The 24961-nt window shown below is 66.8% G+C and carries 21 protein-coding genes and 1 tRNA gene; 8 read left to right on the top strand and 14 right to left on the bottom strand.

What is annotated here, in order from left to right:
• Nucleotides 1–47: 47 nt before the first annotated feature.
• The 4 genes from dnaK to katG all read right to left on the bottom strand — a co-directional run bounded on the left by dnaK (nt 48) and on the right by katG (nt 6487).
• Nucleotides 48–2000: a molecular chaperone DnaK gene (gene dnaK, locus OXH60_06690; GenBank protein MDE0711805.1), complete on the bottom strand. Its 1953-nt coding sequence runs from the start codon at nt 1998–2000 to the stop codon at nt 48–50.
• A gap of 113 nt (nt 2001–2113) precedes the next feature.
• A complete protein-coding gene (locus OXH60_06685; GenBank protein MDE0711804.1) occupies nt 2114–3094 on the bottom strand; it encodes a hypothetical protein in 981 nt (326 codons plus the stop codon).
• Entirely contained in the window at nt 3091–3849 is a 759-nt protein-coding gene (locus OXH60_06680; protein MDE0711803.1) for a nucleotide exchange factor GrpE, read from the bottom strand. Before OXH60_06680 ends, OXH60_06685 begins: the two co-directional genes overlap by 4 nt.
• 445 nt (nt 3850–4294) lie before the next feature.
• Nucleotides 4295–6487, bottom strand: coding sequence for a catalase/peroxidase HPI (katG, locus tag OXH60_06675; GenBank protein MDE0711802.1), 2193 nt, complete (start codon nt 6485–6487; stop codon nt 4295–4297).
• A 408-nt stretch (nt 6488–6895) separates the two neighbouring features.
• Here katG and OXH60_06670 point away from each other — a divergent pair, with 408 nt between their 5' ends.
• Nucleotides 6896–7798, top strand: coding sequence for a hydrogen peroxide-inducible genes activator (locus OXH60_06670; protein ID MDE0711801.1), 903 nt, complete (start codon nt 6896–6898; stop codon nt 7796–7798).
• A gap of 130 nt (nt 7799–7928) precedes the next feature.
• On the opposite strand, the gene OXH60_06665 is transcribed toward OXH60_06670, so the two are convergent.
• The 5 genes from OXH60_06665 to OXH60_06645 form a co-directional block, all read right to left on the bottom strand.
• Entirely contained in the window at nt 7929–9713 is a 1785-nt protein-coding gene (locus OXH60_06665; GenBank protein ID MDE0711800.1) for a monovalent cation:proton antiporter-2 (CPA2) family protein, read from the bottom strand.
• Nucleotides 9714–10217: 504 nt separating this feature from the next.
• Complete coding sequence (locus OXH60_06660; protein MDE0711799.1) at nt 10218–10997, bottom strand: Sir2 family NAD-dependent protein deacetylase; 780 nt, start codon at nt 10995–10997, stop codon at nt 10218–10220.
• A gap of 3 nt (nt 10998–11000) precedes the next feature.
• Complete coding sequence (gene hrcA, locus OXH60_06655; GenBank protein MDE0711798.1) at nt 11001–12077, bottom strand: heat-inducible transcriptional repressor HrcA; 1077 nt, start codon at nt 12075–12077, stop codon at nt 11001–11003.
• Between the two features lie 54 nt (nt 12078–12131).
• Entirely contained in the window at nt 12132–12698 is a 567-nt protein-coding gene (locus OXH60_06650) for a hypothetical protein (GenBank protein ID MDE0711797.1), read from the bottom strand.
• Nucleotides 12699–12713: 15 nt separating this feature from the next.
• Nucleotides 12714–12788, bottom strand: a tRNA-Gly gene (locus OXH60_06645).
• Between the two features lie 208 nt (nt 12789–12996).
• On the opposite strand from OXH60_06645, the gene OXH60_06640 reads away from it, so the two are divergent.
• From OXH60_06640 to OXH60_06625, 4 genes are read left to right on the top strand one after another with little or no spacing between them, the layout of a single operon-like run.
• Nucleotides 12997–13956, top strand: a complete 960-nt coding sequence (locus OXH60_06640) for a radical SAM protein (protein MDE0711796.1) — start codon at nt 12997–12999, stop codon at nt 13954–13956.
• A gap of 2 nt (nt 13957–13958) precedes the next feature.
• Nucleotides 13959–14408, top strand: coding sequence for a Co2+/Mg2+ efflux protein ApaG (apaG, locus tag OXH60_06635; protein ID MDE0711795.1), 450 nt, complete (start codon nt 13959–13961; stop codon nt 14406–14408).
• Nucleotides 14408–14992 (top strand): GTP cyclohydrolase I FolE, encoded by a 585-nt coding sequence (folE, locus tag OXH60_06630; GenBank protein MDE0711794.1) that lies wholly within the window; start codon nt 14408–14410, stop codon nt 14990–14992. Before apaG ends, folE begins: the two co-directional genes overlap by 1 nt.
• A 15-nt stretch (nt 14993–15007) precedes the next feature.
• Nucleotides 15008–16474, top strand: a complete 1467-nt coding sequence (locus tag OXH60_06625; GenBank protein ID MDE0711793.1) for a TrkH family potassium uptake protein — start codon at nt 15008–15010, stop codon at nt 16472–16474.
• Here OXH60_06625 and OXH60_06620 read toward each other — a convergent pair.
• From OXH60_06620 to OXH60_06610, 3 genes are all read right to left on the bottom strand, one after another.
• Nucleotides 16431–19574: an efflux RND transporter permease subunit gene (locus OXH60_06620; protein ID MDE0711792.1), complete on the bottom strand. Its 3144-nt coding sequence runs from the start codon at nt 19572–19574 to the stop codon at nt 16431–16433. The genes OXH60_06625 and OXH60_06620 overlap by 44 nt on opposite strands.
• A complete protein-coding gene (locus OXH60_06615) occupies nt 19564–20931 on the bottom strand; it encodes an efflux RND transporter periplasmic adaptor subunit (protein MDE0711791.1) in 1368 nt (455 codons plus the stop codon). The genes OXH60_06620 and OXH60_06615 overlap by 11 nt, the downstream gene beginning before the upstream one ends.
• A 169-nt stretch (nt 20932–21100) precedes the next feature.
• Complete coding sequence (locus tag OXH60_06610; protein ID MDE0711790.1) at nt 21101–21655, bottom strand: YdcF family protein; 555 nt, start codon at nt 21653–21655, stop codon at nt 21101–21103.
• A 436-nt stretch (nt 21656–22091) separates the two neighbouring features.
• On the opposite strand from OXH60_06610, the gene OXH60_06605 reads away from it, so the two are divergent.
• The 3 genes from OXH60_06605 to rpsU all read left to right on the top strand — a co-directional run bounded on the left by OXH60_06605 (nt 22092) and on the right by rpsU (nt 23304).
• Nucleotides 22092–22337 carry a hypothetical protein gene (locus OXH60_06605; protein MDE0711789.1) on the top strand — a complete coding sequence of 82 codons (246 nt, stop codon included), beginning with the start codon at nt 22092–22094 and terminating at the stop codon, nt 22335–22337.
• Nucleotides 22338–22340: 3 nt separating this feature from the next.
• Nucleotides 22341–22769, top strand: a complete 429-nt coding sequence (locus OXH60_06600; GenBank protein ID MDE0711788.1) for a hypothetical protein — start codon at nt 22341–22343, stop codon at nt 22767–22769.
• 334 nt (nt 22770–23103) lie between these two features.
• Nucleotides 23104–23304, top strand: coding sequence for a 30S ribosomal protein S21 (rpsU, locus tag OXH60_06595; protein MDE0711787.1), 201 nt, complete (start codon nt 23104–23106; stop codon nt 23302–23304).
• 44 nt (nt 23305–23348) lie between these two features.
• Here rpsU and thiE read toward each other — a convergent pair whose 3' ends face one another.
• Both thiE and OXH60_06585 read right to left on the bottom strand, forming a co-directional pair.
• Nucleotides 23349–24035, bottom strand: a complete 687-nt coding sequence (thiE, locus tag OXH60_06590; protein ID MDE0711786.1) for a thiamine phosphate synthase — start codon at nt 24033–24035, stop codon at nt 23349–23351.
• The gene (locus OXH60_06585; GenBank protein ID MDE0711785.1) at nt 24029–24949 is read right to left on the bottom strand and encodes a class I fructose-bisphosphate aldolase; all 921 of its coding nucleotides are present in this window, start codon (nt 24947–24949) and stop codon (nt 24029–24031) included. The genes thiE and OXH60_06585 overlap by 7 nt, the downstream gene beginning before the upstream one ends.
• Between the last annotated feature and the right edge of the window lie 12 nt (nt 24950–24961).

The raw sequence follows: 24961 nt of genomic DNA, 5'->3' as shown, positions 1-24961 counted from the left end.
GCGGCAGAGCGAACACAGACGGCACCGCGACCTGCCGGCGCCTTCCCTCAGGATCGAGGCCGGTCCTTGCTGTCGTCCTCCTGCACTTCCTCGAAATCGGCATCGTAGACGGTTCCGTCGTCAGCATCTTCCGCTGCCGCTCCGTTGGAGGCTGCAGCGCCCTCGGTCCCGGCTCCCGCCGCCTCGGCCGTGGCTTGGGCATACATCACCTCGCCGAGCTTCATCGAGGCCTTGTTGAGCGCTTCGGTCTTGGCGGCGATCGCAGTGGCATCCGCGTCGTCCTTCTCGACCTCCGTCTTGAGGTCGGCAAGCGCCGTGTCGATCGCGGTCCGGTCGTCCTCGCCCAGCTTGTCGCCATGCTCGTCGAGGCTCTTCTCCGTCGCGTAGATGAGGCTGTCAGCCTGGTTCCGGGCTTCCACCGCTTCCCGGCGCGCCTTGTCCTCCGCAGCGTGCTGGTCGGCTTCGCTGACCATCCGGTTGATGTCATCCTCGCTCAACCCGCCGGACGCCTTGATCTGGATCTGCTGCTCCTTGCCCGTGGCCTTGTCCTTCGCCGACACGTTGACGATGCCGTTGGCGTCGATGTCGAATCCGACCTCGATCTGGGGCATGCCGCGTGGCGCCGGCGGAATGCCGACGAGATCGAACTGGCCGAGCGCCTTGTTGTCGGAAGCCATCTCGCGCTCGCCCTGGAACACGCGAATCGTCACAGCTGTCTGATTGTCCTCGGCGGTTGAGAACGTCTGGCTCTTGCGGGTGGGAATGGTGGTGTTGCGGTCGATCAGGCGCGTGAACACGCCGCCCAGGGTCTCGATGCCGAGCGACAGCGGGGTCACGTCGAGCAGCAGGACGTCCTTGACGTCACCGGCCAGGACTGCGCCCTGGATGGCGGCACCGATGGCGACCACCTCGTCGGGATTCACGCCCTTGTGCGGATCGCGTCCGAAGAAGTTCTTGACGGTCTCGATCACCCTCGGCATCCGCGTCATGCCGCCGACCAGGACCACTTCCTCGATCTCGCCGGCGCTGACCCCGGCGTCCTCGAGCGCCTTGCGGCACGGCACCACGGTGCTCTGGATCAGGTCGTCGACCAGCTTCTCGAGCTGGGACCGGGTGATCTTCATGTTGAGGTGCTTCGGCCCGCTCGCGTCCGCCGTGACAAACGGCAGATTGACCTCGGTCTGGCCGGTGCTGGATAGCTCGATCTTCGCCTTTTCGGCCGCCTCCTTGAGGCGTTGCAGGGCGAGTTTGTCCTCCCTGAGGTCGATACCGTTGTCCTTCTGGAACTCGTCGGCGAGGTACTCGACCACGCGCATGTCGAAGTCCTCGCCCCCGAGGAAGGTGTCGCCGTTGGTGGATTTGACCTCGAACACGCCGTCGCCGATCTCGAGAATCGATACGTCGAAGGTGCCGCCGCCGAGGTCGTACACCGCCACCAGGCCGCTTTCGCGCTTGTCGAGCCCGTAGGCCAGCGCCGCCGCCGTCGGCTCGTTGATGATCCGCAGGACCTCGAGTCCCGCGATCTGGCCGGCATCCTTGGTCGCCTGGCGCTGGGAGTCATTGAAGTAGGCGGGCACCGTGATGACCGCTTGGTTGATCTCGCCGCCAAAATGCGATTCGGCCGTCTCCTTCATCTTCTGGAGCACATAAGCGCTGATCTGGCTCGGGGCGTAGCTCTTGCCGCTTGCCCGCACCCAGGCGTCGCCGTTGTCGGCCTTGACGATCTCGTAGGGCACCATTTCCCGGTCCTTGGTGACCTTCTCGTCGCTGAAGTTCCGGCCGATGAGGCGCTTGATCGCGAAGAACGTGTTTTCGGGATTGGTGACCGCCTGCCGCTTCGCGGTCTGGCCGACCAGGGTCTGGCCGTCGTCTGCAAATGCAACCACCGAGGGGGTCGTCCGGCTACCTTCAGCATTCTCGATCACACGCGCACTGCTGCCGTCCATGACAGCGATACAGGAGTTCGTGGTGCCGAGATCGATCCCGATCACCTTGGCCATTGCATTCTCCTCGGGGACCCGCGGCCCTCAGCGGCGGCGGACATTCGTATTGGGCAAGGAACGGTATATGGGAACGAGGCGCGTCCCCTGCAAGACGGCGCCGCCCGCGAAAATCAGTCCGAAACCGGGATCGCAACCTCGGCTTCGGTCATGGCGCGCGACAGCACCCGGGCCAGGGCGGCGTGGTATTCCGGCTCGTCGGTGGCTTCCGGGTAGACGAAGGTCGCGTTGAGCGTCGTGAGCCGCCCCGGCGTGAACAGGAAACGGTGCCAGAAGCGTTCGCGAAGAGGGCCCGCCTCCGGGTGATCCTCGTTGATCCGGTTGCACGACAGCATGTACTCACCCTCGCGGCCGCTCCGGATCAGAATGTCGCCTGCCTGCTTCGACTCCGCGATCGAGTGCATGAGCTGCACCATCGACTCGGCGTCCGGGGGGGTCTGGGAAAGACTTCGCTCGTCGCCCTCGAGCACGAAGCAGGTGCCCGGGAGGTCCGGTGCTTCCAGCACCAGCACCCGCTCGCCTGTTTCCGGATGCTTCGTCCAGGCGGCCGGGAGGTTGATGGCGACGCCCGGCCAGGGCGTCGTACGGTCCAGCACAACCGCGCTGGCCCGGCGTTCCGCCCGGGCTTCCCGGTCGAGCGCCGTCTCGGAGGCACCGAAGGCGACGCCAGCAGCGACCGCTTCGATGTCATCAACCACCCCGTCCACGACGGCCCGGGCGTCGTCGGTGGCCGGATGGGCCAGCGCCAGCGTGACGATCCGGAAATGGCGCGTCCCGAAGACTGCGGCCCGGCGCCAGATCCGAACCTCTTCGGTGTCGTCAAGAACTGCCCGGTAACCCAGACTCCAGCCGGCGGCAGGGTTGCCGGCGGCGATCAGTCCGGCGTCACCGCCGTGCAGGTACTCGCCGGGCTCGCCCCGGGCCACCGCGTCGGGGTCGTCCACCGACACCACGCTGATTCCGAGTACGGGATAGTCACCGAACGGAAAGGTCGCCTTGGCCCGGTCCCGTTCGACCTCGCGTAGTCGCCAGTCCGCCGGCAGCGTCAGTTGGGCCGCCCCTTCGCCGAGCGCCAGGGACTGCCCGTCTGTCATGCGTCAGCTCGTGCCGTGTCGGCCGTCGCGTCGGTGACGTCCGGGTCCGGCTCGGTTGGCTGGTCCCCGTTACCCGGTTCCCCAGGCACTGGGTCGTCGATACCGTTGGACGAGGCTTCAGGCGCCGCCGCAGCGGCCTCCTTCAGGACGGTCGCCACGACGGCCGCGCGCAGCAGACGATCATGGTGCCGGTATCCTGGTTGCAGGAGTTCGGCCACTGCGCCGCCCGGCAAATCAGGTCGTGCCAACTGGGTTACGGCCTGGTGGTAGTTGGGATCGAACGGATCCCCTGGAGCTGGAGCGATGCGCTGGATGTCGTGGCGGCGAAACTTTGCGTTGAGCTCCTGCAGCGTCAGCTTGACACCTTCCCGCAGCGTCCCCACGTCCTTCGCCTTGGCCGGCCGGTCTTCGGGGATGCTCGCCAGGGCGCGCTCCAGGTTGTCGACGATCTCCAGCAGGTCGCGGGCCAAGCCCGACGCCCCGTATTTGACGGCCTCAGCGCGTTCGCGGGCCGAGCGTTTCGAGGTGTTCTCGGCGTCGGCTCGTGCACGAAGCGCGCGGTCCCGTTCGGCAGCCACCTCTTCCTCGAGCGCAGCGATCCTGGCCTCGAGGTCGGCGATCTCAGACTCCGGCTCGGGCGGCGGCGCCCCTTCAGAATCTTGCTCGGGCGCACCTTCGGCCGGGGGTTCGGCCGTCACATCGGAATCCGGCGGTGTGTCAGTCGCGGTCGGTTTAGCGTCGTCCTGGTCGGTCAAGGCCGGTCCCCCATGCAGGCAGGTGGTGCAGATGGTGGTACCTGGGTTCCGATGCAAGGGCTTCCCTCGCTCGGTCGGGTGCGGCTGCACGGGCGTATGCGCGAATGCATCGAGGCGGAACAGCAACGCGCGAGAAGTCTACGCGATTCGTCGACAATAGATCCCTCGGTCAGCCGTCTCCAGCGGTCAGGAAACGCCGACACGCGCAGCTGATGCCGGTCGGCGAGTCCTGCCACGGCCGCGTGACTGCACCGCCATCACCGCGCTCCGTGGCGCGTTCGAAGTTCGGGTCCTGACGTTCGATTGCGGCGCGGCGCGACGAACCATGTCGCCGCGACCTGCGCCGGGCTCGGAGTCACCGGACGCCGACCGCGCGGAAACCGGATCCGATGCGCCGGTGCGGAAAAGGTCCACGACGCGTCCCGCCGTGGACCTTTTCCAGCGATCACGCGAGATCGAAACGGTCGAGGTTCATCACCTTGTTCCAGGCGGCGACGAAGTCGTTCACGAACCTCTGCTCTGAGTCTTCGGACCCGTACACCTCCGCGATCGCCCGAAGCTGGGAGTTCGACCCGAAGACAAGATCCACACGCGTACCGGTCCACTTGAGGTCGCCGGTCGCGCGATCCCGCCCCTCGAACACGTCCTCCGAATCAGAGGCCGTTTCCCACGTCGTGCCCATGTCGAGCAGGTTCACGAAGAAGTCGTTGGTGAGCACCCCCGGCCGATCGGTGAACACCCCGTGGCGGGACTGACCGACATTCGCGCCCAACACGCGCATGCCGCCGACGAGCGCCGTCATCTCGGGTGCCGACAGCTCAAGCAGCTGTGCGCGGTCGACCATCAGCTGTTCCGACGACACGGCGTACTGGCCGTCGAGGTAGTTGCGGAAACCGTCGACACGCGGTTCCAGCACCCCGAAGGACTCGACGTCGGTCTGCTCCTGCGACGCGTCCGTCCGGCCCGGCGTGAACGGCACCTCCACCTCATGCCCGGCATCCTTCGCCGCCTGCTCGATCGCCGCGCATCCACCGAGGACGATGATGTCGGCCAGCGACACACCTTTTCCGTTGGCATGCGCGTCGTTGAACTTCCGCTGGATGCCCGCGAGGGTATCGAGCACAGACGCCAGCCTGGCGGGCTCGTTGACCGCCCATTCCTTCTGCGGCGCGAGGCGGATGCGCGCGCCGTTCGCCCCACCGCGGAGGTCGGAGCCGCGGAAGGTCGACGCCGAAGCCCAGGCGGTCGACACCAGTTCGGAGACGGAGAGCCCTGAAGCGAGGATTTCGGCCTTCAGCGAGGCGATATCACGCTCGTCGATCAGCTCGTTCGTGACGGCCGGGATGGGGTCCTGCCAGATCAGCTCCTCGTCGGGAACTTCCGAGCCGAGATAGCGCGAGCGCGGCCCCATGTCGCGGTGGGTCAGCTTGAACCAGGCCCGGGCAAACGCGTCCGCGAGCTCGTCCGGATTCTGATGGAAGCGCCGGGAGATCGGTTCGTAGATGGGATCCATCCGCATGGCCATGTCCGCCGTGGTCATCATGGGAGCGTGCCGTTTCGACGGATCGTGGGCATCCGGCACGGCATCCGCGCCTGCGCCGTCCTTGGGCACCCATTGCCACGCGCCGGCAGGGCTCTTCGTCACTTCCCACTCGTAGCCGAACAGGGTGTCGAAATAGCTGTTGTCCCACGTCACCGGAGTCGGGGTCCATGCGCCCTCGATGCCGCTGGTGATCGCATCGCCGGCCTTGCCGCTACCGAAGCCGCTCTTCCAGCCGAGGCCCAGCTGCTCAATGGGAGCGCCTTCGGGTTCGGGACCGACATGGGCCGTGTCGCCAGCGCCGTGGGCCTTGCCGAAGGTGTGCCCGCCTGCAACGAGCGCGACGGTCTCCTCGTCGTTCATCGCCATCCGGGCGAAGGTCTCGCGGATGTCCCGGCCCGAGGCAACCGGGTCGGGATTGCCATTCGGCCCTTCCGGATTCACGTAGATCAGGCCCATCTGGACGGCGCCAAGAGGATCGTCGAGCTCCCGGTCGCCGGTATAGCGCTCGTCTCCGAGCCACACGCCCTCGGAACCCCAGTCGATGTCCTCTTCGGGCTCCCACACATCCTCGCGCCCACCGGCGAACCCGAATGTCTTAAACCCCATGGATTCCAAGGCGCAGTTGCCGGCCAGGATCATGAGGTCGGCCCACGAGAGCTTCCGCCCGTACTTCTGTTTGACAGGCCAGAGCAGGATGCGCGCCTTGTCGAGGTTGCCGTTGTCGGGCCAGCTGTTCAGCGGCGCGAAGCGCTGCGTGCCGGTGCGCGCGCCGCCGCGACCGTCACCGATGCGGTAGGTGCCGGCGCTGTGCCACGCCATCCGGATGAAGAGCGGCCCGTAGTGGCCGTAGTCCGCCGGCCACCAGTCCTGCGACGTGGTCATCAGGTCGCAGATGTCTTTCTTGACCGCATCGAGGTCGAGGCTGTTGAACGCCTCGGCGTAATCGAAAGCCTCGCCCATCGGATTGGACAGGGCGGATTGCTGGTGCAAGACGTCGAGCCGCAGCTGGTTCGGCCACCAGTCTCGGTTCGACGTGCCGCTCCCGGCGGCGTTTTTGCGAGCCCCGTGAATGACCGGGCACTTGCCTTCGCTCATGCTTCTCTCCTCTACATGTTCAGCGTTTTGAAACGTCTGCGGAGACCACGATTCGGGGCCGGCCGATTCGGGCCTTGCGCCGCAGCGCTTCGGGAACGATCGCGCACCGCGACATCGTCAACGGCCTTGGTGCGTTCCGCGTGCCGCCGCTTCACCATGGTGCGCCTCGTGTCCGCCGTCGACCCTGTCAGTCATGGGCCAGCGGGTGTGGGAACGAAGCCGCAACTGCGTGGCGGACCTTCTCACCGACTCGGACTGCGTTGCGTGAATCCACGGCCAAGGCACTCCGTCTGACGACATCCGGTACGACGGCATGGATGAGCCTAGCAGCTACCTGACTTCGTGCATAACGATGAATACTTATTACAATGATCGTATGTTACGAATACTCTATCCCGGGGGCGCCGGGTGAAGCGCCTGCCCACGATGAAGCAGCTCGAATATCTCGCGGCGCTGGCGGACACCCGACATTTCGGCCGCGCATCCGAGCGCTGTCACGTTACCCAGTCGACGCTCAGCGCGGGCATTCGCGATCTCGAATCGGTGCTGGGCACAGCCGTCGCGGAGCGCTCGAACCGGCGCGTGCTGATCACCCGTGTCGGCATGCAAATTGCCGAGCGGGCAAAGGCGCTGTTGCGCGACGCCGAAGAGGTCATGGAGATGGCAAGAGCCGGTCACTCGCCGATGACGGGGGAAATGCGCCTAGGGGTGATTCCGACGATCGGCCCGTTCTACCTTCCGCGCGTCCTGCCGGCGCTGCGCGAGAGATTCCCGGAGTTGACGCTCTACCTCAGGGAGGAGCAGACCGCCCCGCTGCTCGCCCGGTTGGAGGACGGGGAGCTGGACGTGGCACTGATCGCATTGCCCTACGATGTGGGCGACCTCACCACCGAGGTCATCCTCGAGGACGAGTTCCTGTTCGCCTGTGACCGCGCCCACGCGCTTGCCGGTGCACGCGAGGTGTCGCTCGATGCGCTTGCCGGCGAACGGCTTCTGCTGCTGGAGGAGGGCCACTGTCTGCGCGGCCACGCGCTCGATGCCTGCCGGCTAGGCGATCGGAGGGCGCGGGCGCAGTTCGAGGCCAGCAGCCTGCACACGCTGGTGCAGATGGTGGCGGCCGGCATCGGCGTCACCCTGGTGCCCCGGCTCGCGGTCGACGCCAAGATCGCGCTGGGAGCAGACATCTCGCTCTCCCGGCTCGCTGCGCCCGCGTCGCGACAGATCGGACTGGCATGGCGCCGGACATCGCTGAGAGTGCAAGAATTCCATACGTTTGCGAGCTTGCTGCGCCGACCGGGCGGCGTCGCGTAACCGTCAGCCTGGCATTGCCCGCAAGCGGCGCTTGCCCATGATCTGCCCTCCTTGGGGCGGTACTGCCAACCCGGTCTCGACCGCGGAGGTAACCCACGGCTTCAGGGGAGAGCAGGTCGATCCATGAGCTCTAGGGCCGTTCCCCTGCGGCCTCCCGTTCGTCCTCGGCGAACATCTCTTCCAGCTCGTGTGTCCAGTGCTTCGCCTCTTCAATCAGGCGGTCGGTGTCGTGCGCGATCTGGTGCTGATGAATCAGCCGTGCAGTGTCGTGGTCCCGGAAGGTCTCGACGGTGTGCCGGCTTTCGAAGTCGCCGAGGCCAAGTTCCATCAGGGCGCCGCGGGCGAGCACGAGGCTCGAATGGAAGGTGTCGCGGACGATGCGGTGAATGCCGAGGTCCATCAACGCATAGGCGTGCTGGCGGTTGCGCGCGCGGGCGAAGACCGTGAGCTGGGGGAAGTGCCGGCGCACCGCCCGCGCCGTCGCGAGCGAGCGCTCGACATCCTCGATCGCAAGGACGAAGAGTACGGCCTCGTCGGCCTTCGCGGCGCGCAGCAGCTCAACCCGGCTCGCGTCGCCGTAGTGGATCTTGTTGCCGAAGCGGCGCACGAAATCGACCTGCTCGGCACTGGTCTCGAGCGCGGTGAAGCCGATGCGCCGCAGCCGGAGGATACGGCCCACGATCTGGCCGACCCGGCCGAACCCGGCGATGATCACCTGGTTCTCCTCTTCGAAGTGCCGTTCGTACTCCGGCTCCGGCTGCCGCTCCAGACGCCCGTTCAGCCAGTCGCCGGCCATGAGCGCGAGCGGCGTCGCCGCCATCGAGAGCGTCACTGCGACGATCAGCAGGTCGGCCGTGCGCTCATCCATCAGCGAGGACGACACGGCGAGCGCGAGAATGACGAAGGCGAACTCGCCGCCCTGCGAGAGCGCTACGGCCGTTCCGCGGATCGTCCGCCAGTTCGGCGTGCCGGCGCGCACGACGACGACCAGACAAAGCATCTTCACGAGGATCAGACCGAGGGTGAGACCGAGCACCATGAGCGGCGTCTCGATCACCAGCCCGACGTTGACACTCATGCCGACGGCCATGAAGAACAGGCCGAGAAACAACCCCTTGAAGGGCTCGATATCGGCTTCGAGCTCGTGCCGGTACTGGGAATCGGCCAGCAGCACGCCGGCCAGGAACGCGCCGAGCGCCATTGACAGGCCGACGAGCTCCATCAGCAGGGCCACGCCCGCGACCGTGAGGAGGGCCGTGGCCGTGAACACTTCATGCGTGCCAAACCGCGCCACGAGGCGCAGGACGTAGCGCAGGAGGTAACGGCCGCCGAAAGCGACGAGCGCAATCATTCCGACCGCCTTGGCAATACCGAGCCAGAGGAGCTCGCCGTCGGCGCTGCCGGACGCAGGCGCCAGCAGGGGCAGGAGGGCCAAGATCGGGATCACAGCTAGGTCCTGCAGCAGAAGGATCGAGAACGACAGCCGGCCGTGGCGGGTAGTGAGTTCATTGCGCTCCGCGAGCGCTTGCAAGGCGAAGGCCGTCGACGAAAGCGCCAACGCGAGTCCCGCAGCCACGGCGCTCTCGGGCGGTAGTCCGAACACGAGGGCGAGGCCGCCGAGTGCCGCGGCGGTCAGCAGGAACTGTCCGCCGCCCAGCCCGAACACCGCCCGCCGCATCGCCCAAAGGCGGCACGGCTGAAGTTCGAGGCCAATGACAAAGAGCAGCAGAACGACGCCGAACTCCGCGAAGTGAAGGACCTCCTCTTCGTCCACGACCACGTCCAGCACCCATGGCCCGACGATGACGCCCGCCAGCAGATAGCCCAGGACCGAACCCAGCCCGGCCCGCCTCACCAGCGGGACGACGACCACGGCGGCGGCGAGGAAGATCGCGACCTGTGCAAGAAACGCCATGCGACGCCCCCTTTCCCTTCTCTTCAGACGGTGCCCTCTGCTCCCGATCTTGCCACCGCAAAGCCGGGAAGCCTCGCTGTCGGTGGAACCGTCCGGCGCGATGGGCGAGCTTCGCCGGCGTGCGCGACAGCGTGACAGTGGACCGGATCGGCATCGGGGTCGGCAACAGAGGTTGGTCGCGTTTCAGGAACGGCCGGATTTCCGAACCCTCCCGACACCGGTTTCCCGCGGCGCCATCCACGCGTTACACGCCCTCCCTCCGGTGTCAACTCAACCCGCAGGGGCTGGCCGGGTCCGATAGGACGCCAACATTCGGACGAGCGCAGGCGAGGAGTATCCGGGTACTTCCCACGTCTTGTTCACGGTCGGGTCGCGCAAACGCGTCACGTGTTCCTTGCCGAGCACGGCATCCCGCGCGGCGGTTGAATCTCGTTCCGAAATCTGCGAAGCGTCTTGGTTCCAGGCCGCGACTGCAACGTTGCGGGGCTCAACGCCCAGCCTCAGTCAGTCGATGCCGACGGCGTCCCCTAGCACGGCACCGATTTCGCCGTGGACCACCAGGTCGGCGTAGCTGTCCTGCGGGGTGGGCTCGCGGTTGAGAATCGCGTAGCGGGCGCCGTGCTGCTTCGCCATCAGCGGAACGTCTGCCGCCGGGTAGACAACCAGCGAGGACCCGATCGCGATCGCGAGATCGCACGTTCGGGCCGCTGCCTCGGCCCGGCGCATCGCCTCGACGGGCATGGGCTGCCCGAACGAAATGGTCGCGCTCTTGACGTACGGGCTGTCGCAACCCCGGCAGGTCGGCAACGTCTCGTCACGGTCGAACTCGCGAAAGATGTCTTCCAGTTCGTGCCGCAGCCCGCAGTCGCAGCAGGCGGCGTAGGTGGCATTGCCGTGCAGTTCCACGAGCTGCTCCTCCGACACCCCGGACACCTGATGCAGGCCATCGACGTTCTGGGTGACGACCATGGACGCCGAATCCCGCCGCATCAGTTCCGCGATCGCCCGGTGCCCTCGGTTGGGGGCGGCTTGCCCAATCGACCGGTCGGTTTCGCGCTTCCGACGCCAGCTTTCCCGCCGCATCGCCTCGGAACGCAGGAAGTCGTCGAAGAGAATGGGTTGATTGCGGTCCCATACGCCGCCCGGGCTGCGGAAGTCCGGGATGCCCGACTCGGTGCTGATCCCGGCGCCAGTGAAGATCAGGATGCGCCGGGCCGATTCCAGTTCGCTTCGGAGGAGGGCGGTTGAATCGGTGCCCGGGCCCGTCACTGTCCCGTTCTTCATCGTTCAGGCGAGCAAGCGTCCGACGGCGCGCGCCGTGTAGTCCACCATGGGGATGATGCGGGCGTAGTTGAGCCTGGTGGGCCCGATGACGCCGATGGCGCCCAGCGTTCCGGTGCCGCTGTCGTGCTGCACAATCGGCGCGACGATCATCGAACATCCCGACAGGGCAAAGAGTTCGGTCTCCGCCCCGATAAACACGTGCACGCCGGACCCGTCCAGGGTCGATTCCAGCAGGCGGCGGAGCGTACGGCCACGCTCGATCGCCTCGAACAGCAGCCGTACCCGCTCCATGGCGGCACGTTCCTGTACTCCCTCCAGCGTGCGGGCCCGACCCGTCAGGATGAGCGACGGATCGCCGTCGGCCGCAGTACGGACTGCGAGCCCTGCCTCGATCACCCTCTGGGTCTCGGCGTCAAGGTCCGCCTGGTCAACGGTCATGTCCGCCTCGATCGCGCGGCTGGCTTCCTCGAGCGAACGTCCGGCAAAGCGGTCATTGAGGTAGTTCGAGGCCTCGATCAGCGCATGCGCCGGCAGGCCGGGAGGCAGATCGATCAGACGGTTCTCCACGAGATCGTGGGTATCCACAATGACCACCAGCGCCCGTCCGGGATCCAGCCGCACGAATTCGATGTGCTTGATCGCGCGCTGCTCCTGGGTGGGGGTAATCACCAGCGACGCGCACTGTGACAGGCCCGACAGTCCTTCACCGACCTCGCGCAGCACTTCCCGCAGGTTGCGCCCGGCCCCGGCGCAGAGCGCCTCGATGCGGCTGCTGTCGGACACCGGCAGCTCGCCGATCTTGAGAAACCCGTCGATGAACAGCCGGAGTCCGCGCTCGGTCGGGAGCCGCCCCGCCGAGACATGCGGTGCGTAGAGCAACCCCAGGCCCTCCAGTTCCGCCATGACCGCGCGGATCGATGCGGGCGACAGGGTACCGTTCAGCTCCTTGGCCACCGTCTGCGACCCCACCGGAGCGCCGCCCTCGAGGTACGATTCGACGACCTGCCGGAAGATCTCCTGCGAGCGCTCGTCGAGTTCGCTCAACGGGCTGATGCTCTCGTCCCTTGCCGCTTTCTGCATCACGCCTTCTTCGCCACGCCCATCGGGCCCGCCGCACAGGCTCGCCGGCCGGCCTTACACGCCTTCCGGGACCTCATGGCGGCGGTGTCCGAACGAATGCGACCGGATCAAACGCGCCAGCGTCGGATCCCGGTGCGCCTTGCGCCGCTGATGTGCCCGCAGGGCGGCCGTCAGCCCCCCACGATAACCCATCTGCCGGTCGGCGAGCGCGACCATCCGGCTATTCGGCCAGTTCTTCGGGCGGATCCGGTCCAGCTCATCCAGCAGGCCGTCGGCAGGCCCTCCGCCGCTTCCCGCCGCCATCACGATCAATGCGGCCGCCGTGGATCGGGAGACGCCCTGATAACAGTGCACGTGGACGTGCCGGCAGCCTGCGACCGCCAGCCGCCGACCAAGTCGGATCAGTCGGCGGACGTGCGTGGCCGACGGCAGCCGCTTGCCCCGGGTCGGCCGCACCGCGTCGTGGAACGCCATTCGGGTCACCCGCCCGCCGTTGCCGCGCCGGAGCGGCACCGGAGTCTGGTTGCCGGGGTCGAGAATGGACACCACATGGCCGGGACGGCCGAAGCGGGATCGCTGGACCGTGCGTAGGCCCGATACGGTCACCCGAAAAGGTGCCATGCCGTCAGACGGCACTGGAGCGGACGGCCGGGATCGAACCGGCGACATTCAGCTTGGGAAGCTGACGTTCTACCACTGAACTACGCCCGCGCGAACAACAGCATCCATCCGACGCTGGCGTTGAAGGTATCCGCAGCCCTGCCAACGGTCAAAGACCCGCGCCGCAAGCCCCGCAGGACGCGCCTGCAACACCCTCAGTGCGCAGGGGAAAACCGGTTCCCGGTGTGGAATGCCGGAGTCCCCTACGCTATCTTGATCTGGTGCCCGATCCCGGGGCAATCCATGCTCGGAACTGCCCATGGACGACTGCGCCCCCACCGATCTGCAGATGATCGACGCGAAGTCGGCCAAGTACGTCGACCCCGATTTCACGCTCGACGGAAGCCCGCGCGCATGGGTCCAGCTGCGCAGGCTGGATACGCTGTGGTTCAACACAGGGACACTCTGCAACCTTGCCTGCCAAGGCTGTTACATCGAGTCGAGCCCGACCAACGACCGGCTGCAGTATCTATCGCTGCAGGAAGTTGAAGGCTATCTGGACGAGATCCGAACCACCGGTTTGGCGACCCGGCAGATCGGTTTCACCGGCGGCGAGCCGTTCATGAATCCGGAGCTGGTCGGCATGCTGGGGAGCTGCCTCGATCGCGGGTTTCAGGTGCTGCTGCTGACCAACGCGATGCGCCCCATGGAGAAACAGGCCGATGCCCTGGCTGACCTTGCCGGGCGCGACCGCCTGATCATTCGCGTCTCCCTCGACCATTACCGCGCGGAACGGCACGAAGCCATCCGCGGCGCGCGGTCGTGGGCTCCGGCCATGCGGGGGCTCGGCTGGCTGCGCGACCATGGCTTCCACACCGACATTGCGTGTCGACTCCTGGAAGACGAAACCGAAACTGACATGCGCACCGGCTTCGCCAGACTGTTCCGGGAACTCGATCTCGGCGTCGATGCCTTCGACCCGGCCCGCCTCGTGCTGTTTCCGGTGATGGACCGCCGCCGCGATGTACCGGAGATCACGCAGTCCTGCTGGCAGATTCTCGACGTGGACCCCGATACCATGATGTGCGCCTCGTCCCGCATGGTCGTGCGGCGAAAAGGGGCACCCGCCCCTGCAGTCGTCCCGTGCACGTTGCTACCCTACGACGAGGCACTGGAGCTGGGCACCAAACTCTCCGACGCCCACCAGAGCGTGGCGCTCAACCACCCCTTTTGTGCGCAGTTCTGCGTCCTTGGCGGCGCCAACTGTTCGGCGAGCTGATCATGAATGAAGACCCGTTTGACGTGGCCGAGCCCGAAGAGGACGACGACGAGGGACACTGGTACCAGAAGGAAAGCTGCGGCATCACGGTCCGGGTTCGCCCGTTCTATCTCGAAGAGCAGTCCGTGCCGCACGAAGAGCGCTACTTGTGGGCGTACCAGGTCCGCATCGAGAACCGCGGCGCCGGCAAGGTCCAGCTCATGACCCGCCACTGGCGGATCGTCGACGGTCGCGGCCAGGCGATCGAGGTGAAGGGCGAGGGCGTCGTCGGCGAACAGCCGGTGCTGGCGCCCGGCGAGACGTTCGAATACGCGTCCGGCACCCCGTTGTCCGAGCCGTCGGGCATCATGAGCGGCACGTACTCGATGCAGGGCGAGGACGGCCAGACGTTTGAAGTCGAGATCCCGGCGTTCCCGCTCGAGAGTCCCTGGTCCCAGCGCACGCTCCACTAATGGACAGTGAACGCCCGTCGCGGGCGGAGGCCGAGGCGGCGGTACGCACCCTGATCCGCTGGATCGGCGAAGATCCCGATCGCGAGGGACTCGCCGCTACGCCCGGCCGGGTCATCCGCGCGTACGACGAGCACTTCGCCGGGTATGCCAAGGATCCAGGCGCCGTCCTGCGGCGAACGTTCGAGGAAACCCAGGGCTACGACGAAATCGTCGCCCTGCGGTCGATCCCGTTCTCATCGCACTGCGAACACCACCTCACCCCGATCATCGGCAACGCGCATGTCGGTTACCTGCCGGACCGCCGGGTGGTCGGGCTGAGCAAGCTCGCCCGCCTCGTGGACGTGTTCGCGAAGCGGCTGCAGCTCCAGGAAAAGATGACGGCCCAGATCGCCGATACGATCACCGAGGAACTGCGCCCACGCGGTGTCGGCGTGGTGATCGAGGCAGAGCACTTCTGCGTGGCCACGCGCGGCGTCCAAAAACGCAACGCCGTCATGGTGACCAGCCGCATGACGGGAGCCTTCCGCGACGATCCCTCCACGCGTCGCGAATTCCTGTATCTGATCGATCGGGGACCCCGCTAGGACCCCGGACAGCGAATGCTCCGAATCCGGCCGGTTCTGTACCTGACCGGGATCCTGATGCTCCCGGTGGGGGCAGCGATGCTGATCCCCATGGCGGCCGACCTGCTGGCCGGCGAACCGTCGTCTCTGGCCTTCGCCGGTACCGGCGCCGCGACCGCGTTCGTCGGCGTGGCCCTGGCCCTCGCCTGCCGGAGCGGCACGCTGGCCGGCGACTTCGGCCGCAACCATGACCCGCGGCAGGTCCTGGCGCTGATCACGCTCTGGTGGCTGCTCGCCATCGTGCTGGCGGCGCTGCCGCTCTACTTTGCCGACCAGCGCATCAACTACACCGACGCGTTCTTCGAGGCCGCTTCCGGGCTCACCACCACTGGCGCCTCGGTGTTCACCGGTCTCGAGGACCGGCCGCCGGGCGTCCTCCTTTGGCGGGCCATGCTGCAATGGTTCGGCGGCCTCGGCATCGTGGTGATGGCGCTGGTCATGCTGCCGTTCCGGGAAATCGGCGGCATGGAGGTCATCCGCATCGACCAGTACAACCTGAGCGGCGGCCGGAAACTGAGTGACGCACGGTTGGCGCTGGTGCTGGTCAGGATCTACCTGATTCTCACCGCGGTCTGGGTGGTCCTGCTCCGCATCGCCGGAATGGACTGGTTCGACGCCCTCTGCCATGCCATGACGACCATCGCGACCGGCGGCTATTCCACGCGGGACGGATCCGTGGGCGCCTGGCACAGTCCCGCGATCGAGACCGTCGTCATCCTGGGCATGTTGGCGGCGTCGCTGCCGTTCATCGGCTATCGCCAGATTGCGCAGGGCAACTGGCGCCACTTTGCCGGCAATCCGGAGGTCGGGGTCTTCTTCGCCGTCGTCGGCGCCGCGGTCGGCGTCGTCACGCTCTGGCTGTGGCTGGGCACCGGGACCGGGCCGTTCGACGCCCTGCGCCGCTCGGCCTTCAACGTGATCTCGGTCCTGACCGGAACAGGGTACGCGACGGAGGATTTCTCCGGGTGGGGGGGCGGTACGACCGCCCTGCTGTTCCTGCTCATGTTCGTCGGCGGGTGCAGCGGGAGCACCACCGGCGGTCTGCGGATCTTCCGGATCCAGGTCATGCTGGCGCTGGTCGCGGCGCAGTTGCGGAAGGTGTCGCAGCCGCGACTGGTGAGTACGCCCCGGCTGGCCGGCAAGCCGATCAGCGAGGACTACCTTCGTCCGGTCCTGAGCATTGCTGCGCTGTTCCTGATCACCGTCACGGTGCTGGCCGGATTCCTTTCGGTCCTCGGCCTGGACCGTCTCACGGCATTGTCGGCCGCGGCCTCGGCAGTCGCCATCGTAGGCCCCGGGCTCGGGCCGATCGTGGGGCCCGACGGTTCCTACGCCCCCCTGCCGGAAGCCGCCAAGTGGGCGCTGTCGGTCGGCATGCTCCTCGGCCGGCTCGAGTTTCTCACGGCGCTGGTGATGTTCGCTCCCGGATTCTGGCGGCGCTGAGCAGCCTCCGGATCAGCCTCCCGGCGTCGTTCTGGACCAGGAACAGGCTCGGCACGATGACCAGAACCAGCGGCGTCGTCGCCAGGAGCCCGAAGATGATCGTCACCACCATGGGCTGAATGAACTGCGCCTGGAAGCTCGTCTCCAGCAGCAGCGGCGCCAGACCGCCGATCGTGGAGGCCGTGGTCAGAATGACCGCCCGGAACCGCTCGCAGCTCCCGTTGACCACCGCCTCCAGCAGGTCTTCACCCGCGCCCACGTGCCGGTCGATGGTATTGACCACGATGATCGACCCGTTGACCACGATGCCGGAGAGGCCGAGCAGGCCGAGCAGGGAGATGATCGTGAGGTCGTAGCCCATCACCCAGTGCCCAAGAATCGCTCCCACGGTGGCGAACGGGATCACCACCATGACGATGATGGGACGGGTGTACGACCCGAACACGAGTGCGATCGTCAGGTAGATCGCGAGGAGGCCCAGGGCGGCCCCCAGCCGCATCTCGCGGAGGGTTTCCTGCTGCTCCTCGCTCCGGCCCGCCAGCCGCCAGCGCGCGCCGTGCGGCTCGACCGCCGCGGCGAGAGGGCCATCCGCGAGCCGGATTAGCACCTCGTTCGCATTGGCGCGGCTCGAATCCACGGTGGCGGTGATGGCGACCTCGCGCACGCCGTTTTCGCGCCGGAACACCGAGAAACCCTGCTGTTCCGTGATGTCCACGACCTCGGACAGCGGCACCTGAAGCCCGGCCGGGCTCCGCACAAACAGGGTCCCGAGCGCGTGCGCTTCCATGGCGTCCGGGCGCATCCGGACCCGGACCACCAGCTCCTCGTCCGCCGCCGCCAGCCGCTGCGCAATGATGCCTTCGAACGCTCCCCGTACTTCGCGGGCGACACTGGCCGTGGTGAACCCGAGCGCCCGGCCGCGCTGGGTCAGGGTGAGTGCGAGTTCACGCTTGCCGTACGGAAGGTTGTCGCGAATGTCGTTCACGCCGACGTAGCCGGCGAGCACCGACCGGACCTCGAGCGCAGCCGCCTTCAACGCTGCCGGTCCGGCGCCGGAGAGGCGGATGTCGATTTCCTTGCCCGGCGGGCCGCGCGGCGGCGGGGCGATCACCAGGTTCTCAAGTCCCGGCAGGGGGCGGATCTCGGCCCGCCATGCGTCCATGACCTGCTGCAGCTGAATGTTCCGGTCCTCGATCGGAATCAGCTGCAGGGTCATGCCGCCGACATGGTCACCGGCGAGGCCGGACCGTGGCGTCGGTGTCCGGCCGACGTAGCCGTAGATGGTCTCGACGAACTCGCCGTCGTCGATGACGTGGGCAGCGCGTTCCAGCTCGTCGACCATGGCCACCGTGGTGCTCCGCGGCGTACCGGCCGGGAACCAGAACGTGACTTCCGCGACGTTGGCCTCCAGCTGGGGGAAGAAGACGAACTTCACCTTCCCCCCTGCCAGCAAGCCCCCAACCGCGAGGAACGAGGCCACCACGACCGCCACCATGAGGTAGCGGCGAGTCAGGGCCCAGGCAACGAAGCGTCGGTAGACCCCGTCGCGCAAGGCCGCGAAGCCCCGATCGAACCACCGCCGGAACCCCCTGGCCTCGCGGGGGCGGCCGGACCTTTGCGTGAAGGCGTGACGCAGGTGGCCCGGCAGCACCAGGAAGCACTCGAACAGGCTGGCCGCGAGTACCGCGATCACCACGAATGGGATCGCGCCGACGATCTGGCCGACGAGGCCAGTCGTGAAGAACACCGGCATGAAGGCGCACGCGGTGGTGGCCGAAGCTGCAACCACCGGCCAGAGCATGGCGCTTGCACCCATGACCGACGCGTTGAGCGGCGGCACGCCCCGCTCCCACTGCATCTGTCCGTGCTCCGCGACCACGATCGCGTCGTCGACCACGATCCCCAGCATCATGATCATGGCGAACATGCTGATCATGTTGATGGATTGCCCGGTGATGTACATCGCGAACAGCGTCGCTGCGAAGGCGGTGGGGATTCCCACGGCGACCCAGAACGCGGTCCGGGGGCTCAGGAAGACAAACAGGATGATCAGGACCAGCACGAGGCCGCTCAGCCCGTTCCGGACCAGCATGTTGAGCCGGCTCATCACCCCATCGGCCTCGATCCGGTAGAGCGTCAACTCAAGGTTGTCGGGCAGCCCCTCAAGATCGCCATTTAGATACGTCTGAATGTCCTTCCAGATATCCAGGATGTCGCTGGTCTCCGAACGGCTGACGAGGAGAGACAGCGCCAGGCGGCCACCTGCCCGGCCGCTCGCCATGCCTTCGGCGAACGTATCGGACACCGTCCCCAAGTCGTCGACCCGGAACGTGCGGCCTGACGAATCGGACACGATTTCGAGCGCCGCCAGCTCCCGCGCTGTAGCGCGCTCGCCGAGCATGCGCACCTGCAGCTCGGTCGCGCCGCTGGTATCGCCGCCAGGCATGTCGCGCGATTGGGCAGCGATGCGGTCGGCGACGTCGTTCAGACTAAGGTCAAGTGCGAGGAGCGCGGCCGGCTCAACGTCGACCACCAGTTCCGGTGAACGAAGATCCGAGATGGTGACCTTGTCAGCTCCGGCATCGAGCAGGCCGTCGCGAAGGATCTTGGCGTAGCTCCGCAGTTGGGCCTCTTCGTACGGCCCGGCGACACGAATCCTCGCCACCTGCTCAAACGGAACAATCCGCGTGATGGTCGGGCGCTCGGTCGTCTCGGGCAGCGTCGTGACCCTGGCCACGGCCGTCTCCACGTCAGCGAGCGCTTTCTGCATGTCGGTGCCTTCCAGGAACTCGACAAGCACCCCGCCGTAACCCTCCTGGGCAGTGGAGGTGACACGTTTGACCGAATCGAGGAAACGAACCTCCGGTTCGATGGCGGCCACCACCGACTGCTCGACCTCATCGGCGCTGGCGCCCCGCCAGACCACCTCCACGTTCACATAGTCGACCGAGTAGTCGGGGAAGAACTGACGATTGAGGCGATCCATCGAGGCGATGCCCAGCGCCACCAGGATCAGCATCAGGATGTTGGGCGCAGTTGGGTGGCGGGCGAACGCGGCAATCAGGCCCCGGCGCGGGACCAGCCTCGATCTATTGTCCACGTAGCGTCTCGTCCGCGACGATTGCGATCGCATCCCCGGGGTGAAGTTCGCCGGAGCGGGTCACGATCACGGCCTCGCCCGGGAGCAGGTCGCCGCGTAGCAGCACCATGTTGCCCGCCCGGGCCACCACCGTGACCGCCCGGGAAACCGCGATCCCGTCCTTCGCGACCAGCAGGCTGAGGCCCGGATGCAGTGCCTCCGACGGAACCCGGAATGTTCGTACGTGGGTCTCCTCGAAGAGTTCGACTTCAACGAAGGCCCCCGGCCGGATCGGATCCGCGTCCAGGTCCGCATCGGAAATGCGGGCATACACGTTGACGCCGGCTCTGTTGGACTGGATTTCGCCCTCGATGCGGGTCACGCGAGCCGAATACGTTCGGACGCCCGCCTCCGTCCGCCACGACACCACGCAGATGGCGCCAATGCCGCGGTCGGCGATCTCGACCAGCCGGGCAAGCTGTCGTTCGGGAATGAAGAACCGGACTTCAAGCACGGCCGTGTCGATCAGCCGGGCGACGCGTTCCCCAGCCTTGATCTGCTGGCCCAGGTCACCCGACACCTGGGCGAGATAGCCATCGAAAGCAGCGCGGATCTGGGTGTCGCTCAATGCCCGACGACTGCGCGCCTCGGCCGCGCGCAAGCGTTCGAGCACCGCTTCCTGCTGGGCGATCTTGGCCGTACCTGCGGTGGCCTGCTGGCGTCGCTGCGTCAGTTCCGCCTCGGCCGCCGCCAGCCTGGACTGCGCCGCCTCCAGCGTGCGCCTCGCGCTCACGTTCTGTTCGGCAAGGTCCACCTGCCGCTCGTACTCCGTCTGGGTCAGGTCCCGTCGTTCCTCCGCGAGGGTCACGAGATCCGATTGATGGCGGCTGTTCTCCCGGTTTTCGTGCAGTCGTGCTTCTGCTTCCCGCACCGCGGCGGCCGTCTCCTCGACCCGACGCTCGTACTCAAACGGGTCCAGTTCGATCAGGACATCTCCCGCCACCACCGGCGCCCCGTTCGCGAATTGGTCCGACACCCGCAGAATGGCCCCCCCGACGATGGCGCGGACATCGGCTGAACGCCGCGCGACCACCTCGCCGTAGGCGATGATCGTCGACGGATGATCCCCCTCTTGGGCCGTTGCCGCCGCGACAGGCAGCGGCGGCAGGGTCATGTCCAGGATCTCCGGCGGCGCCTTGGCGCGGACTAGAGCCATGAAGACGGCAATCCCGGCAGCCAGCACGCCGACAAAATGCAGGCCATGCCAGATGCGCCGGAACCCGCGGAAGAATCGGAAGCGGCGCACGGCCGGATCGGCGGGAGCCGCTCCGTCCTCGGCACGCTTCGGTTCAGCTTCGATGCCAGTGGGCTCGGTCATGATGTTGCAACTGTTGACGGCATCGTCGAGCGATGGATCCGAACGTGCTCAGCCCGCGAACCTCCACGTTCCCGGCTAGAGATGTGCACACGCCCAGGAAGTGTATGAACACAAGCATATAGCGTTTGTTTGGCGCGGTTCCACCGCGGGCGTGCTGTCGCCGGCGCCATCACGATCTGCCCGCGATGTAGTCCAGCCCGCCGAACATCAGGATGATCCGCATGACGATCGACTTGGAATACTCGACCGCGGCGGCGGCGTACCACGCGAGCGACCGGTCATGAGGATTTTCGCCCAAGCCCGCAACCGGGTACGGAACGACCTCTATGTCAGGTGCCAGATAGCGAAACAGCAGCAGGCTGCGCGGTAGGTGCACATCGCTGGTGACGAGGACGGCCCGAGCAATTCCACGCTCCTTCGCCCACTGCCGGCTTTCCACGGCATTGCCCACCGTATTGGCGGCTGTCCGGCCGAGATCCACCCGGGACTCGATGCCCTCCGGCACGACCAGGTCGGCAGCGCGTACGCCCGCTCCGACCCCGGATATGAGCAGGCGCGCTCCGGGATTGACCTCCAGCAGCTGAAACCCGGCGGCAAGTCGACCCTGTCCTCCGGTAAGCACGATGACGGCTTTGATGTCGGAATCGATCGCCGGATCCGTCGGCAGCGACTGGATGAATCCCTGTAGCCCGACGGCCCACGCGAAGATACAGGAACCCGCCACAACGAGCGGAACCGTGCGGACAACTCGCCTATAGCGCGCCAGGTCGTGCTCCAACCGGCGTCATCACGCATGCGTGGCGTTCCGGTGAATCGACTGTGGGAAATCGGCAACGGCTGCCCGCGGGACCGAGCGCGGGGAGCGGCGTTACCATGTGCAAGCCAAGCTGTGCATCAGAATGTCAAGTATATGTCAAGCCATAGGGGCGAGCCAGAAACGGTCACGTGATTTCAGAGACATTCGGCCGAATCGCCGCAACAGCGGCATCCCGCCACTGCGGCCGTCGGGCCCACCGAGGCGGGACGGAATGCGCAGCGCCGTCCCGCCAGCCACGAAGCGCATCCTCGGACATTGGCGCTGGTGATGGCCGATGCTTGATGTTGGATGCTGTTGACCGTCGCATTACCATGTCGTGCCGGATGGCCACGAGAACTCTGGCATGCGAACCACATTGAACATCGACGGCGATGTCCTGTACGCCGTCAAGGAATTGGCCAAACGCGAGCAGACGACCACCGGCGAATTCGTCTCCGGTCTGCTCCGCGAGGCCTTGCGGGCCCGGGCCGGTTCCGCAGGCCCCAGGCATTCGCGTCGAGACGTCTACGGCTTCAAGCCCATTCCGTCCGGGGGCGAGGTCGTCACCAACGAGCTCGTCAATGAACTGCGCGATGAGCTGGGAGTCTGATCCATGCGGGCCCTGCTCGACGTCAACGTCCTGATAGCCTTGCTTGACGAAAACCACGCCCAGCACCAGACGGTCTCTGAGTGGTTGGAAGCGCATATCAAACATGGATGGGCCTCGTGCCCGCTCACGCAGAATGGCTGTGTGCGGATCCTCTCTCAGCCGCGATACCCCAACGTGCTGGGCGCGGCTGAGGCGGTCATGCGGCTCCGAATCGCCGTATCCACCCCGTGGCACCGATTCCTGGCGGATGACGTCAGCCTGCTCGACGATCACGCCGTCGACCGCCATCAGCTGCTGGTCCCGCGCCAGCTGACGGACGTCTATCTGCTGGCTCTGGCCGTCTCGCACGGCGCCCGTTTTGTGACCCTCGAGAAGTCCGTGCCCCTGGGCGCTGTCCGGCGAGCAACCACCGAATCCCTCGCCGTCATCTGATTCGTTCGGCAGCAGCCCCAAGCGACACGGCAGGTCCTGCCGGGGCCAAGACCGTCCCTGGCGCCCGGCCCCCGGCGCAGGGCGCACGACCACGTGACCGGGAGGCGCCGGCTGGTCATCTTGCGGAATCCTCGCCCGATACGATCGCGCGACGCGCCGACGATATCGCAGCGACGGCCGAGGGCGCCCGCATTCCTCCCTCTTCTCGGCCCCCCCCTCGCTCACCGGCCTCGTGCCACGCTCCACGCCTTCCCATGGTATCCGCGCCTGTGCTATAGAAAGCGACCGTCCCGACGGGAATTCGAGCAATTGCGTCCACGAGAGAGAGCATCCATTGCAGGTCGTCGTACGAGATAACAATGTCGATCAGGCCCTGAAGGCGCTGAAGAAAAAGCTCCAGCGCGAGGGCCTGTACCGGGAAATGAAAAAGCGGAGGGCCTACGAGAAACCCTCCGAGCGAAGGGCCCGCGAAAAGTCGGAAGCCGTGCGCCGCTGGCGGAAGCTGCAGCGCAAGCGCGCAGCGCGCGAAGCCTGACCGTTTCCTTTACGGCCTCGGGGAATGCCTGCGCTTCCCCGTCGCTACCGCTGCCGCACAGCCGACCGGCTTGCCGCCTCGTCTAGCGCGCGGTTGAACGCGGCCACGGCCGCGCCCGGTCCGGCCGGGTGTTCCCATACCGCTGAGATCACGGCCACGAAGGCCGCCCCGGCCTCGGCCAGAGGTCCGCAATTCGTCGGCGTGATGCCGCCGATAGCAACCGCCGGCACAACGGTGGCGGTGTCCCAGTCCCGAAGCAGCGAGACGTTGGGCCGCGCCCGCGGCGTCTTGGTCGCCGTCGGGAAGAACGCGCCGAACGCCACGTAGTCCGCATCGGCCCTGGCGGCCGCCTCCATCGCGGCATGCTTGGAATCGTAGCAACTGACCCCCAGGACCCGGTCCGCCCCGATCCGCTCGCGCGCCGCCACGGGGGGCAGATCCTCTGCGCCCACGTGCAACCCGTCGGCGTCAGTCACCTCCACGAGATGGGCCCGATCATTCAACACCAGCGGTACGCCGCGCTCGCGGCATCGGGGCAGGAGTTCGGCCATCGCCGCCACGACCGCGGCGTCGTCCGCCTCCTTCATCCGCACTTGCACGCAGCCCACCGGGCCGCCTGCGAGCGCTTCCTCGAACCGCGGAACGAACGCCTCGAGATCAAAAACCGACGGCGTGACGAGGTACAGGCGGCAGCGCTGCTCCGCGCTGCCCGGCCCGGGATGCGTCAGCATGCACTCCGATAGATGTCAACAATCGCGCCCAGCAGCGCGAGAGCGTCCGGCTTCTTCCGTTGAAAGCTGTTCCGGCCGATGATCGAGCCGTGGCCGCCGCCGCGGGCGATCTCCCCCACTTCTGCCAGGATGGCGTCCTGTCCCTTGGCCGAGCCGCCGGAAAAGACGACGATCCGCCGGCCGTCAAAGGAGGCCTGCATCACGTGACGGACCCGCTCGGACAGGGTTCCGGCCGGCACACCGTGCTCGGCGTAGACCGCCGCGGCCTCCTTCTGCGCCAGATGCGCCGTCGGCGGCTTCACCTTGATCACGTGGGCACCCATCAGCGCTGCGAGATGCGCAGCGTAGGCGGTCACGTCGAGTGCCGTCTCGTCCTCCCTGGCAAGCGCGCCGCCGCGCGGGTACGACCAGACAACGGACGGGAGCCCGGCCACCCGCGCCTCGCGGATGATCTCGCGCAACTCCTCCATCATTCCGTACTGGGCCTCGGCACCGGGGTACATCGTGAACCCCACCGCCGCGCACCCGAGCCGCACCGCGTCGCGCACGGAAGCCGTCACGGCCTGATCCTTGACCGTCGACCAGCTCATGCCGCCGTTCAGCTTCAGGATCAGGGGCACGCGCCCGCCGAACGTGTCGATGCCGGCCTGGAGGAGGCCGAGCGGCGCCGCGAACGCGCTCAGTCCGGCGTCAAGCGCCAGTTGGTAGTGGTAGTGCGGATCGTACCCGTCCGGATTGGGTGCGAACGACCGGCCGGGACCGTGCTCGAAACCCTGGTCAACCGGCAGGATCACGACCCGGCCGGTGCCGCCGAGCGCCCCGTGCATGAGGATCCGGCCCAGGTTTGCGAGCAGCGACGGCGATTCCCCCTCGTAGTGACTGAGAATGCGTTTGACTTCAGGCGTTGCATGCATGCTCAAGAATCC

The organism is Rhodospirillales bacterium (assembly GCA_028824295.1).
Lineage (GTDB): Bacteria > Pseudomonadota > Alphaproteobacteria > TMED109 > TMED109 > VXPW01.
The sequence above is the reverse complement of the archived record's forward strand: the minus strand, read 5'-3'. Positions and strand labels throughout refer to the sequence as shown.